General features: G+C 60.2%; 13 protein-coding genes. 1 reads left to right on the forward strand and 12 read right to left on the reverse strand.

The window, feature by feature from the left end:
• Positions 1-46: 46 nt before the first annotated feature.
• The 8 genes from odhB to P0D52_RS12665 form a co-directional block, all read right to left on the reverse strand.
• A complete protein-coding gene (gene odhB, locus P0D52_RS12630) occupies positions 47-1,705 on the reverse strand; it encodes a 2-oxoglutarate dehydrogenase complex dihydrolipoyllysine-residue succinyltransferase (RefSeq protein WP_394693002.1) in 1,659 nt (552 codons plus the stop codon).
• A gap of 25 nt (positions 1,706-1,730) precedes the next feature.
• Positions 1,731-4,709, reverse strand: a complete 2,979-nt coding sequence (locus tag P0D52_RS12635) for a 2-oxoglutarate dehydrogenase E1 component (protein ID WP_394693003.1) — start codon at positions 4,707-4,709, stop codon at positions 1,731-1,733.
• A 139-nt stretch (positions 4,710-4,848) separates the two neighbouring features.
• Positions 4,849-5,754: a succinate--CoA ligase subunit alpha gene (sucD, locus tag P0D52_RS12640; RefSeq protein WP_394693004.1), complete on the reverse strand. Its 906-nt coding sequence runs from the start codon at positions 5,752-5,754 to the stop codon at positions 4,849-4,851.
• A gap of 12 nt (positions 5,755-5,766) precedes the next feature.
• Positions 5,767-6,213: an acyl-CoA thioesterase gene (locus P0D52_RS12645; protein WP_394693005.1), complete on the reverse strand. Its 447-nt coding sequence runs from the start codon at positions 6,211-6,213 to the stop codon at positions 5,767-5,769.
• Positions 6,210-6,503: a hypothetical protein gene (locus P0D52_RS12650; protein ID WP_394693006.1), complete on the reverse strand. Its 294-nt coding sequence runs from the start codon at positions 6,501-6,503 to the stop codon at positions 6,210-6,212. Before P0D52_RS12650 ends, P0D52_RS12645 begins: the two co-directional genes overlap by 4 nt.
• Positions 6,503-6,943, reverse strand: coding sequence for an RDD family protein (locus P0D52_RS12655; protein ID WP_394693007.1), 441 nt, complete (start codon positions 6,941-6,943; stop codon positions 6,503-6,505). Before P0D52_RS12655 ends, P0D52_RS12650 begins: the two co-directional genes overlap by 1 nt.
• On the reverse strand, positions 6,944-8,137 hold the full coding sequence (sucC, locus tag P0D52_RS12660) for an ADP-forming succinate--CoA ligase subunit beta (protein WP_394693008.1): 1,194 nt from the start codon (positions 8,135-8,137) through the stop codon (positions 6,944-6,946).
• A 108-nt stretch (positions 8,138-8,245) separates the two neighbouring features.
• Positions 8,246-9,493, reverse strand: a complete 1,248-nt coding sequence (locus P0D52_RS12665; RefSeq protein WP_394693009.1) for an MFS transporter — start codon at positions 9,491-9,493, stop codon at positions 8,246-8,248.
• A gap of 58 nt (positions 9,494-9,551) precedes the next feature.
• Here P0D52_RS12665 and P0D52_RS12670 point away from each other — a divergent pair, with 58 nt between their 5' ends.
• On the forward strand, positions 9,552-10,148 hold the full coding sequence (locus tag P0D52_RS12670; RefSeq protein ID WP_394693010.1) for a YceI family protein: 597 nt from the start codon (positions 9,552-9,554) through the stop codon (positions 10,146-10,148).
• Here the strand turns inward: P0D52_RS12670 and P0D52_RS12675 are convergent.
• The 4 genes from P0D52_RS12675 to P0D52_RS12690 all read right to left on the reverse strand — a co-directional run bounded on the left by P0D52_RS12675 (position 10,145) and on the right by P0D52_RS12690 (position 13,146).
• The gene (locus P0D52_RS12675; RefSeq protein WP_394693011.1) at positions 10,145-10,855 is read right to left on the reverse strand and encodes a class I SAM-dependent methyltransferase; all 711 of its coding nucleotides are present in this window, start codon (positions 10,853-10,855) and stop codon (positions 10,145-10,147) included. The genes P0D52_RS12670 and P0D52_RS12675 overlap by 4 nt on opposite strands.
• A 123-nt stretch (positions 10,856-10,978) precedes the next feature.
• Entirely contained in the window at positions 10,979-11,554 is a 576-nt protein-coding gene (locus P0D52_RS12680; RefSeq protein ID WP_394693012.1) for a DoxX family protein, read from the reverse strand.
• On the reverse strand, positions 11,544-12,299 hold the full coding sequence (locus P0D52_RS12685) for a DUF2063 domain-containing protein (protein WP_394693013.1): 756 nt from the start codon (positions 12,297-12,299) through the stop codon (positions 11,544-11,546). The genes P0D52_RS12680 and P0D52_RS12685 overlap by 11 nt, the downstream gene beginning before the upstream one ends.
• A complete protein-coding gene (locus P0D52_RS12690; RefSeq protein ID WP_394693014.1) occupies positions 12,292-13,146 on the reverse strand; it encodes a DUF692 domain-containing protein in 855 nt (284 codons plus the stop codon). Before P0D52_RS12690 ends, P0D52_RS12685 begins: the two co-directional genes overlap by 8 nt.
• Between the last annotated feature and the right edge of the window lie 8 nt (positions 13,147-13,154).

Genomic DNA, 13,154 nt, shown 5'->3' on the forward strand with positions numbered 1-13,154 from the left:
ACCCTGAAAAGGGGAGGGGTTTTATTGGCCGAAATCAGAGGCCTGATCAGATATCAAACAAGAGCCGTTGCGGATCCTCGAGCGCTTCCTTGACGCGCACAAGGAAGGTCACGGCTTCCTTGCCGTCGACGATACGGTGATCATAGGACAGCGCCAGATACATCATCGGGCGGATGACGACCTGACCATTCTCCGCGACCGGGCGCTCCTGGATCTTGTGCATGCCCAGAATGCCCGATTGCGGCGCATTGAGGATCGGCGTGGAGAGCAGGGATCCGAAAATTCCGCCATTGGAGAGCGTGAAGGTCGCGCCCTGCATCTCGCCGATGGATAGCTTGCCGTCACGCGCCTTGGTGCCAAGCTCGATGATTTTCTTTTCGATATCAGCCAGTGACAGCTTGTCGGCATCGCGCACAACCGGCACGACCAGCCCGCGCGGCGAGGATACGGCGACGCCCATATCATAGTAATTCTTGTAGACGATCTCGTCGCCATCAATCTCGGCATTGACGTTCGGGATTTCTTTCAGCGCATTGACACACGCCTTCACGAAGAAGCTCATGAAGCCGAGCTTGACGCCATGTTTGGCAACGAAGGCCTCCTGATGGGTCTTGCGTGCCGTCATGATCGCCGTCATGTCCGCCTCGTTGAACGTGGTCAGCATGGCGGCCGTGTCCTGCGCCTCCTTCAGGCGGCGGGCGATGGTCTGGCGCAAGCGGGTCATCTTGACCCGCTCTTCGCTGCGGTCCCCGGAGGCCGGCGACGACGATTCGCCATCGTCTTGCGGCTTGGGGGCCGGTTCGGGAGACCGGGCACCGGCTTCAACGGCTTTCAGCGCATCGCCTTTTGTCACCCGCCCGTCGCGGCCTGTACCTTCAACTTTTGCCAGATCGAGGTCGTTTTCCTCGGCAATACGCGCCGCCGATGGCATGGCCTTTACCTCGGATGACGCGTCGGACTTATCGTCCTGCTTGTCATCCTTCTGGCTGTCTTTTCCGGCATCGCCTTTCCCGGCAGTATCGGCTTTGGCTGCGCCACCTTCACGGATAAGGGCGATCACATCGCCGGGCGCGACCATGTCGCCCTCTTCGGCCTTACGCTCTTCCAGCACACCGTCGACCGGGCATGGCACTTCCACCGCCACCTTGTCTGTTTCAATCTCGACCAGCGCCTGATCCTTCTTCACCGCTGCGCCGACATCGACCAGCCAGGCGCCGACCGTGCCTTCGGAGACGCTCTCGCCCATTTCCGGGATTTTGGCATCGACGAGGCTGTCATCGCTGCCCGATGATGCGTCTGCCGAAGCGCTATCGTCTTCGTCAGAAGAATCCTCATCGTCTGTGGACTCGTCGTTCCCGGAGCTGGCGTCGCCCTCGTCTTTCGCTTTGACGGATTCGTCGGCCGTGTCGTCGTCCTGGCTTGAATCGCTGTCATTCGCCGTGTCGTCAGCCGCCTTCTGATCGTCCTTGCTGTCGCCACCGATCACGGCGAGCTGCGCCCCGATCTCGACCGTGTCACCTTCAGCCGCGACAATCCGGGTCAGGATACCGTCTTCCTCGGCGCGCACCTCGATGGACACCTTGTCGGTCTCCAGCTCGACGAGAATGTCATCCTTCTTCACGCTATCGCCTTCGGAGAAATTCCAGCTGCCGACGGTGGCTTCGGAGACGGATTCACCGAGTTCGGGGACGTTGATATCAGTCATGGCGTTCGTGTCCTTCGTGTCGCGATCAGGCGAGGGCTTCGTCGATCAGGGCGGATTGTTCGGATTTGTGAGCAGCGGCGGTGCCGGCAGCGGTCGATGCGGCCGCAGAGCGACCGGCATATTTGGGCCGGGATTGCGAATTTCCGGTCTGGATCAGCACCCAGTCGAGCGTGGGCTGGATAAAGGTCCAGGCTCCCATATTCTGGGGCTCTTCCTGGCACCAGACCAGTTCGGCATTCGGAAAACGCGAGAATTCCTGCAGCATGGAGCGCGCCGGGATGGGATAGAATTGCTCGACCCGCAAGAGATAGACATCATCGATGCCCTTCTCCTCGCGCGCTTCGAGCAGGTCATAGTAAACCTTGCCAGAGCACATGACGACGCGCCGGATTTTCTCGTCCCCGACCAGCTTGGTCGTGGTGACTTCTGAGGCGCCCTCCGGGCGGTTGGAGGGATCGGCATCATCCCACAAGACCCGGTGGAAGGAAGAACCGTCACTCATGGCCGCAAGTGAAGAAACGCACTTCTTGTGACGCAATAGGGATTTCGGCGTCATCAGGATGAGCGGCTTGCGGAAGCCGCGGTGAATCTGGCGGCGCAGAATGTGGAAGTAATTGGCCGGGGTGGAGCAGTTGGCGACCTGCATATTGTCCTGCGCGCACAGCTGCAGGAAGCGTTCAAGGCGGGCGGAGGAGTGCTCCGGCCCCTGCCCCTCATAGCCATGCGGCAACAGCATGACGAGGCCGGACATGCGCAGCCATTTGCGTTCGCCGGCGGCGAGAAACTGATCGATGATGACTTGCGCGCCATTCACGAAATCGCCGAACTGGGCTTCCCACATGACCAGCGTATTGGGGGCGGACAGCGAGTAGCCATATTCGAAGCCGAGCACGGCCTCTTCCGATAACATGGTGTCGATCACTTCATAACGGATCGGGTCGGTGCCCAGCTGGTTCAGCCGTGTGTGTTTTTCACCCGTCGTCTGGTCAATGATGTGGGAGTGCCGCTGCGAGAAAGTGCCGCGGCCGGAATCCTGTCCGGACAGGCGCACCGGGAAACCTTCATCAAGCAAGGTTGCGAAAGCAAGGCTTTCCGCTGTGGCCCAGTCCAGTCCTTCGCCAGCCTCAATGGCATTGCGGCGGCCTTCCAGAACACGGCGCAAGGTCTTGTGGACGTCCATATCGCCGGGAATTTCGGTCAGCTTCTGGCCGAGCTCTTTCAGCTTGCCTTCGGGCACTGCCGTTTCGCCGCGGCGATCATCCTCTTCCGGCAGGCCAAGACCTGACCAGACCCCGTCCAGCCAGTCAGCATCCTTGGACTTGAAGTCCTTGCCTTTCTCGAACTCGGCATCGAGATAGTCATCGAAGTCGCGCGCCATTTTCTCGGCGTCCTCTTCGGTGAGTACGCCTTCGGCCACCAGGCGCTGCTGATAAAGCTCGCGCGTCGTCGGATGGGTCTTGATGACCTGATACATTTGCGGCTGGGTGAAGGACGGATCATCGCCTTCATTGTGGCCATATCGCCGGTAGCAGAACATGTCGACAATGGCGTCCTTGCCGAAGAGCTGGCGGTATTCCGTCGCCATCTTGGCGGCATAGACCACGGCCTCGGGATCGTCCCCATTCACGTGGAAGATCGGGGCCTGCACCATCAATGCGACGTCGGATGGATAGGGCGAGGAACGCGAATCCTTCGGGTCGGTGGTGAAACCGATCTGATTGTTGACGATGAAGTGGATGGCGCCGCCGGTGCGGTGCCCTTTCAGCCCCGAGAGGCCGAAACATTCCGCGACAATGCCCTGACCGGCAAAGGCTGCATCACCATGCAGCAGCAGCGGCAGAACCTGTTCGGACGTGTTCACGTCATCGCCCTGTTCGCGCCGGTATTTGGTCTGCTTGGCGCGCGCCTTGCCCAGAACCACCGGATCGACCGCCTCCAGGTGAGACGGGTTGGCGGTGAGGGAAAGGTGTACCGTCTTGCCATCGAATTCCCGATCCGATGAGGCACCGAGATGGTATTTCACATCGCCGGAACCGAATTCGCCGCCTTGCGTCGAGCCGCCCTGGAATTCATGGAAAATCTGATGATAGGGTTTGCCCATCACGGCGGCCAGCACATTCAGGCGACCGCGGTGGGGCATGCCGAGAATCATGTCGGAGACGCCCATCTGGCTGCCGCGCTTGATGATCTGCTCCAGCGCCGGAACCATGGATTCGCCGCCATCAATGCCGAAACGCTTGGTGCCGGGATAGCGTTTGTGCAGGAAACGCTCGAAGGCTTCGGCCTCGACGAGACGTGAGAAGATCGCCTTCTTGCCATCAGCGGTAAAATTGACGCCCTTGTCCGGCCCCTCAAATCGCTCCTGCAGCCAGGCTTTCTCCTGCGGATTGGAGATATGCATGAACTCGACGCCGACGGTGGAGCAATAAGTGCGGCGCAGAATATCCAGCATCTGGCGCGGCGTCGCCGTTTGCAGACCGAGATAGCCATCGATGAAAATCTCGCGGTCGAGATCGGCCTGTTCGAAGCCGTAGGATTGCGGCTGCAATTCCGGCTGTTCTCCGAAATCGGACATGGAAAGCGGGTCAAGATTGGCCGCAAGATGGCCGCGCATCCGGTAGGCCCGGATCATCATGATGGCGCGGATGGAATCCTGCGTTGCCTTGCGGACATCTGCCGGATCCGCGTCCGGCAGGCGTTCCGCGACTTTCTCGATCAGGGCGGGCTCGGCAGCGGCATCAATCGCGCCCAGCGCCGAGGTCAGGTCGCCTTTCGCTTCACGCGGCCAGTCAGCGCGTTTCCAGCTGGCACCGCGCGCAGCCCGGCCCGAGGCCGCCGGATCGGCACCATTCTCGTCAAAATACCGGCGCCATTCATCAGGCACCGACGTGGGATCTTCCGCCCAGCTGGCCGCCATCTGCTCGACGAAATGGGCGTTGCCGCCATAGAGAAAGGAGGTATCGAGGAAATTCTGATTACGATCAGTGCGCTTTGCGTCTGACATGTTGCTTCCTGCTTGGCCCAACCCCCGCTGGCGGACCTGTTGATTGTATTTCCGGTGAGCCTACCCCCTTTGTAAACCCCAAACCGGACAGGGGCGGGGCCGGTTTTCCTGCCGCCTCCCCTGGATTTTGAACGATCGGCTAGCCTTTCAAGACCTCAATCATGGTGGTGCCGAGACGCGCCGGGCTATCGGAGACGGTGATCCCGGCCGATTTCATGGCCTCGATCTTGTCTTCCGCGCCGCCCTTGCCGCCGGACACAACCGCGCCCGCATGGCCCATGGTGCGGCCCGGAGGCGCTGTGCGGCCGGCAATAAAGCCGACGACCGGCTTGGAGCGGCCTTTTTTCGCTTCATCCTTCAGGAATTGCGCGGCCTCTTCTTCGGCAGAGCCGCCGATTTCGCCAATCATGACGATGGATTGCGTCTCGTCATCGCCGAGAAATAGCTCGAGGCAATCGATGAAATTGGTGCCATTCACGGGATCACCCCCAATCCCGATACATGTGGACTGGCCGAGGCCGACATCCGAGGTCTGCTTGACCGCTTCATAGGTCAGCGTGCCGGAGCGCGAGACCACGCCGACCGTGCCGCGCTGGTGGATATGGCCCGGCATGATGCCGATCTTGCATTCACCCGGCGTGATGACGCCCGGACAATTCGGCCCCACAAGGCGGGATTTCGTACCCGTCAGGGCGCGCTTTACCTTGATCATGTCGGAGACCGGCACGCCTTCGGTGATGGTCACGATCAGCTCGACGCCGGCATCAATGGCTTCCAGGATTGCGTCACCGGCAAAAGGCGGCGGCACATAGATGACCGAGGCATTGGCGCCGGTCGTGGCAACCGCTTCGGCCACCGTATTATAGATCGGCAGGGAGAGGCTCTGATCCTCATCCCCGTGCCAGGTCTGACCGCCCTTGCCCGGCGTCACACCGCCGACCATCTGCGTGCCATAGGCCATGGCCTGTTCGGTATGGAAGGTGCCATTCTTGCCGGTCAGGCCCTGGCAGATCACTTTGGTATTCTTGTCGACGAGTACGGCCATAGTATTCGAACCTCAGGCAGCTTGTTTTGTTTCAATCGGATGGCGCTCAAACGCCAGAATGCGGTCGGTATAGGTGTCCGGCAGCGGGATGGGGCGACGGGTTTTCGCGTCCGCGCAGACATAGGTCATCGTGCCATCGGCCAGCAATTCATCGCCCCGGAAAATGCCGAAGGCATAATCCACAGACGACGTGCCGAAGCGCTTGCAGCGGAAGCCGATCTGGATCAGCTCGTCCAGCCGCGCCGGGCTGCGGAAATTGCAATTGGCATTGACAGTGAAGAAGTCGAAGCCGGCTTTCAGCGTCTCGTCCCACATCAGATTGTTGACGCGGAAATATTCGGTCACAGCGTGATCGACGAAGACGAAATAATTCGCATTGAAGACGATAGCCTGCGGATCGACCTCGGCCCAGCGCACGCGGTGTTCGTGGAAGAAGGTGAAATCGGAGCGGTTGGTCATGCGCCCTCTCCGTTGAAGCGGAACATCAGGGCCCCGGCCAGCCAGCCTGTGCCTGCGGACACGCCCATGATCATGGGAATGGCTAGAGTCATGCCGGTTTCCACCATGCCGATCATGGCTTGCGCGATCAGAAGGCCCAACAGGACTGGTGCCAGAAGGCCGATCATCAAAACGGCGGCGTAGACATTCCAGCGCATGGCCGACAGACGGCCTCGCAGAAACCAGGCGGCATAGCCCCCGGCTGCAACCGGCAGCGCCACCATCAGGATGATCTGGAAAAGGCCGGTCATTAAACCTTCACCACAACAGTGCGCGCCAACTTGTCGTGCAAACCTTGCCCCCGGCGGTCACAGAGCATCCAAAGAAAAGCCCATCCACCCAATAGTGAAACAAACCAGAGCGCCTGCCGAACGGCTGCCTGCCACGCTGCGATATCTCCCTGCGAACTCGCGTGCGCGATGCGCAATCCAAGCAAACTTTTTCCCGGCGACGTGCTCCAGAATTTTGCCATAAATGCCAGACCCAACCCCGCGACCAGCACCCCGGTCATACCTGCTGTCGAGCTTTGGCCAGCGAATGGCAAGGAGAGCGTTCCAAGGTCGAGCAAACGATCCAGACCTATTACAAGTAAAAAAATCAGGCCGAGATCGATTGACGCCGCGAGAAAGCGCGACGTGCTGCTGGCCCGATCACCCAAGGCGATGGCTTGTGGGGCGTCCGCTAAAGCCACTTACCCCTTCACCGCTTTCACGATTTTCTGGGCGGCATCGTCGAGATCATCGGCCGAAATTACATCGAGGCCGGATTCGGAAATGATCTTCTTGCCTTTTTCGACATTCGTGCCTTCGAGGCGAACCACCAGAGGCACTTTGAGACCGACCTCTTTCACCGCGGCGATCACGCCCTCGGCGATGACATCACACTTCATGATGCCGCCGAAAATATTGACCAGAATGCCCTTCACATTCGGATCAGCGGTGATGATCTTGAAGGCGGCGGTCACTTTTTCCTTGGTCGCACCACCGCCAACGTCGAGGAAGTTGGCCGGCTCGGCGCCATAGAGTTTGATGATGTCCATGGTCGACATGGCAAGGCCCGCCCCGTTGACCATGCAGCCGATATCACCTTCCAGCGCAATATAGGCGAGATCGTATTTGGACGCCTCGATTTCCTTTTCGTCTTCCTCGGTCAGATCGCGCAATTCGGCAATGTCCGGGTGGCGATACATGGCATTATTGTCAAAGCCGACCTTGGCATCGAGGACGTGCAGATTGCCGGCGTCCGTAACGATGAGCGGGTTGATCTCCAGAAGCGCCATGTCGGTCTCGACAAAGGCGGTGTAAAGCTGACCCATCAGCTTCACGCATTGCTTGGTCTGGGCATTGTCGAGCTCCAGCGCGGCGGCAATCTTGCGGCCGACATAGCCGCTATATCCTGCCGCCGGATCGACATGAATGGTGTGGATTTTTTCCGGTGTTTCCTCGGCGACCGCCTCGATATCCATGCCGCCTTCGGTCGAGCAGACAAAGGCGACACGGCTGGTGGCGCGATCCACGAGAATGGACAGGTACAGCTCGCGGGAAATATCCGCGCCGTCCTCCACATAGATGCGGTTGACCTGCTTGCCGGCCTCACCCGTCTGCTTGGTGACCAGCGTGTTGCCGAGCATCTGCGCCGCAAATTCGCGAACCTCGGCGGTCGATTTGGCGAGGCGAACCCCGCCCTTGTCGCCGGCTTCGGCTTCCTTGAACTTGCCCTTGCCGCGTCCACCGGCGTGGATTTGCGCTTTCACCACCCACAGGGGGCCGGGCAGATTTTTGGCGGCAGCTTCGGCTTCTGCCGGGGTCATGGCGACACCGCCATCGGCGACCGGCGCACCAAAGGATTTCAGAAGGGATTTGGCCTGGTATTCGTGGATATTCATGGATTGAAGCCTCGCGTGGAGAATCAGCGTTCAGGCGGAAAGATATAGCGCGCTTATAACACCGGCATGATGCGGTGCAATGCGCGTTAGCCCCTTCAATCGCAGAGGTCAGGCCTCGGCTTCATCCGGGTCGATTTCCGCCAGCGCTGCAGAGGTGGCATGCAGATTGACGAAATCCTCCCGCTCCGCTTCCGGCGCGGCAGCCTTGTTGCGCTTCCTCAACACCATCGCCCCGGCCAGCAAGGCGCCGGAAATGGCTGAAAACAGAAAGACACCGCGCATCCCCATCGGGCTGGCATAGAGCGCGCCGGCGATGAGCGGGCCGATGACCGACCCGATCGCCCAAACCAGAAGCAGGCCGGACGCCATGGCCGGCAATTGGCCGTGCTCTGCCCGGTCGGCTGCGTGAGCGATGGCGACGCCATAATGCGCCAGAGAGGTCGCGCCCCAGAGGCCAATCAGAACAACGCCCAGTATCAGGCCGGGATTTACGAAAGCGACGAGCACCAGGGAGACGAGCGTCCAGCCCGCGCCCAGCGCGCCAATGACCAGCCGGCGGTCATAGTGATCCGAAATTTTCCCGGCCGGCCACTGGCTGGCCATGGAAGCAGCGTAGATCACGCCCATCACCAGAGCGGCAGCGGCTGTGACATTCTCATTGGCATTCTCGCCGCCCAGACCCCCGGCCCAGATGGGAATGAAGGCCAGAACACCGGTATTCACGAGACCGGCGGCAAATACGGCGATCGCTGCTGATGGCGCAATTTTCAGCACTTCCAGAGGTGAGCCCTGCGGATGATCCGGCAAGGCCGGCTGGGCCTTGCTGGTCGCCGCAATGGGCGAAATGGCGAGCGCCAGAAACGCGCCCGCAATCAACAGGGCGCCGCCAATGCCTTCAGCCCCCCCGGCAATCAGGAATGGACCAATGACGATCCCGGCCCGGCCTGCAATCTGATAGGCGGAAATCACACCGCCGCGGCTCTTTGCCGGCGTGGCATCCGCAATCCAGCTTTCCGCAACCGCAAACAATACCGCGGCACTGGCACCGAAGAACAGGCGCAGGGCGAACCAGAGCCAGGCATTGGTGTCGACGCCAAGGAAGAGGGTCGCTGCGGCGGCCAGGCCGCCAGCGGCCGCGAAGGCGCGAATATGTCCAATGCGCGCGATCAGGCTCGGTGCGTAGAAGGCCCCCGCCATGAAGCCCAGCGCATAGGCCGAAGCAATCGCGCCAATGGCGAGGCCGGACCATTCCGCTCCCGCCATCGCCAGCGGCAGGGCGACGTTGAGCAGCCCGTTGGCGATCTGCCAGACCGCGATGGCCAGCATGACGACGGAAACGTTACGGTAGAAAATCACAATATTTGTCCTAGATTCAGATTAGACTTATTCGCCAAAGCAACAGGAAGGCTCTGACATGTTCAAGGGTGTAGCCGCAATTCTTTTCGCCGCTTTTCTGGTCGCCTGTTCAGCCGAGACGCCAGTTACCAGCACGTCATGGCAATTAGATGGCGCGGCGTCGGATATCACTGTCATCAGTGTGAAGAATGGCAATGTTGTTGAAACCAGCCGGTTTGAGACGCTATCCGGTTCGGTCTCCGCGTCGGGCGAAGCCCGGCTGAATATCGATGCGGCCAGCTTTGAAAGCTATGTCGATATCCGCAATGAGCGCTTGCGCGACATATTCTTTGAAGTCAGCGAATTTCCTCACATCCAGCTCACGGCCAATCTCGACCCGTCCCTGTTTGCGGACCTTGCGGTCGGCGACAATCTGGAAACCGAATTACAGCTCGCTGTCAGCCTGCATGGTGAAGCGCGGACGGTTTACGCGCCCGTGCGCGTCATACGGAACGGAGCCGACAGTGTCCTGGTCGTGTCATCCGAACCGGCGCTGATCGATGCGCGTGAATTCGGACTCGGAGCGGCCGTCGAGGCCCTGGCCGGCATTGCCGGGCTGGACGGAATCACACCCGTCTTTCCCGTGAGCGTCTATCTGGTCTTTGAGCGCGGCTAGGCGGCTTTGCGGCAGAGATAGATGATGTCCTGCTTGAAAAGGCCGTATTTCGGCTCCTCTTCCGGCGGGAGGCGCCATTCGGTGACCTCGAAACCGGCCTCTCTTACGCGATCGGCAAAATCCCGGCCATAATAGCGGACATGGCTAGCATCATCATAATGCGCATACTTGTCCGCCGCTGAGGTGACATCCGGATTCTCATAGGTTTCGGCCCGGGCCCAGTTTTGCGGCACAGTAAAGATGGCCAGACCGCCGGGCTTGAGCACGCGATAGCTTTCGCGCATGGCCTTCCGGTCGTCCGGCACATGTTCCAGGACGTGATTGGCGATCACGACATCGACGCTGTCATCGTCAAACGTCATGTCGGCCATATCCATGGCGTGACGGGCCTTGCCGGGCACCAGATCAGCGGTGTGATAGGCCGGGCTGTCGCCCATCATTTTCTTGAAATAGCCTTCGGGCGCAAAATGCAGGATGGAACGGCCGTCGGTTAGATCTATGCCTTCACGCTCCAGGCAAATGTGCAGCAGGCGATGGCGTTCGCGTGAGGAGCAATTGGGGCAGCGGCCATCCCAGCGCGGCGGTGTGCCGAGCGACAAAAAGCGACCCTCATAGCCGCAGATCGGACAGATCCGGTCCGGCGATTTTACCGAAAACTGACGCGGGTCGCGCAGGCGGGCCTGCAATGTCTTCAAGAAGACTTTCATCGTCTTGCCCCATGAAATTCGTGCCTGACCGCGTCCTAGCCGGTTTGGACGCCAACGCCAAATGGAGAGCGCCGCTGACCGGGGGAACGGTCAGCGGCGTGTCATGTCCAAACGCTCGGAGGGTTATCGAGACAGTTGGCGTGTCAGGACATAGTCGAGGGAGATAGCGCCCGATCCGCGGCCGACAAGGTAAAGCAGCGGAATCAGCCATAAAGCGACCGTTCCCCAGAAATGGGCATTGGTCGGAAAGACAAAAAACTGGATGACCAGCGCCATGAATATCAGCCCGGTGGCCGCAAAGCGCGAGAACAGCCCCATGACCAGCAGGAGGGATAATAGCCCCTCACCGGTGGTCGCCATGACCGCCGCGATATCACCGGGAATTAGTGGCAGGGCGTTGCGGCCGCCGTCGGCGAAATTGGCAAAGGTCTGATCAGTAATCGTGACGGGAAAAGCGGGCAGCTTGATCAGGGATCGCTGGATCTCGAAATTATTGATGACCTCGACAAAATCGAAATACCCATTTGTCTCGACCTTGTTGAGAAAGGACCGCCAGAAAACGCCGGCAATCGCCAGACGGGCAAAAAGCGCCAGACCATTGTGCCCGATCAGGTCCTGAACCTTGCCATAGACGGATTGATAGAGCGCGCCAAACGCGCCCAGAACCGGCGGATTGCCGTCAAATTTCTCAGTGCTCATGATTGGTCCCTTTGAAAATGCCTTCCTTCAGCAAGGCAATGAATAGCGGAGCGGGCTCGACGCCCGGAAAATGGTCGGCAACGGCACTGGATGCGGTCTCAAAGCTCTGTCCGGCCTCTATGCGCGCGATAAAAAGGGCTTCCGCCGGAAACAGGCGCCGGTAGCGCACCTCCATCTTCGGACGATGCAGCAGTGCCATCTCGCCCCCGGCCTCCAGCGAGATTTTCCTGACGGTTTCATCTTCGCGATTGGTGCGCCAGATCGAAAAGGCGGGAAGAGCGGATGCCAGAATACGGACAGAGGGATGAAGGCCCGGCGCAATGGCGGCCAGATCGTGGGGCGCCAACCCCTTCACATCCGCCAGCCCGAGCGGTGCCGCATCTGGCGCATGGTGGGCTTCCAGCCAGGCGCGTTCAATGCGGGCGACATCGGCAAGATAAACCAGCGGCCGGGCCGGCTCGAAGCTTTCAACGAAGTCAGCAAAGCCTGCACCATAAAGGGCCAGGGTGCGCTCTGCCGGCGGGTGCGCCGCCCAGAAGGCGCGCGCCATGCCCTGAAAGAATGCCTCGCCAACCAGCCGCCGGATCACCGGATAGGCATCGCCCAGCGTGTCCGCGGCACCTTTGACCACATTATTGCGATAGACCTTGAAATTCGTATCCGGAGCGCCGTCGGTAAAGGCCGGCAGCGCCGAGGCATCCCCGGATTTCAGCGCCTGCGCGAAAGCATCATGGAAGTCAGCCATGGGCGGTCTCCAACAGGCCCTGTGCGCGATCGCGCTCGGCCATCAGCTCATCGAAGGCTGGAAGATTGCTGTCGCGCTCGATGAGGGTCGGCTTCGGTCCGGTCCTCGCAATGGCGTAATCATAGAGCTTCCAGACATCATCGCGCACCGGCGCGCCATGTGTGTCGATCAGCAATTGATCGCCCAGGTTTTTATCCTGTTCATGGCCGGCGAGATGGATTTCTCCGACGGCTTCCCCGGGTACGTGGTCAATATAGGCATAGGGGTCCTGTCCGAGATTCCAGCTGGTCACGAAGACATTGTTAATGTCCAGCAACAATCCGCACCCCGTGCGCCTGACCGCTTCGGCCAGGAATTCCTGCTCGGTCATTTCTGACTTCAGTGGCAGATAGATGGATGGATTCTCGATCAGAATGGTCCGGCCCAGCGCGTCCTGGGTCTCATCAACATGGGCACAGAAGCGATCCAGTTGCGCGCTCGTATAGGGCGTGGGGAGAAGGTCGCCGAAATAGGTGCCGTCATGCGCACACCAGGCGAGATGCTCACTCATCAGTGCCGGTTGATACCGGTCAGCGAGGGCGCGCAGTTTTTTCAGATGCCCGCGATCGGGACGATCGGCCCCACCGAGCGATAGCGCAACTCCATGGAGGGAGAGCGCGTGCTCGCGGCGGATAGCGTCCAGCCAGGCCAGACGGGGGCCGCCCTCGGTCATGTAGTTTTCCGGATGAACTTCCGCCCACATCCCCTCGGCCCGGCTTTCCAGCACACTGCGATAATGTTGCGGCTTGAGGCCGATGCCGGCACCCATTTCGGGTGCCGGAGCAAGGGGGAGGTGAGCGGAGGTCATCTTCGGTG

Source organism: Hyphobacterium sp., from assembly GCF_043584775.1.
Taxonomy (GTDB): Bacteria; Pseudomonadota; Alphaproteobacteria; order Caulobacterales; family Maricaulaceae; genus Hyphobacterium.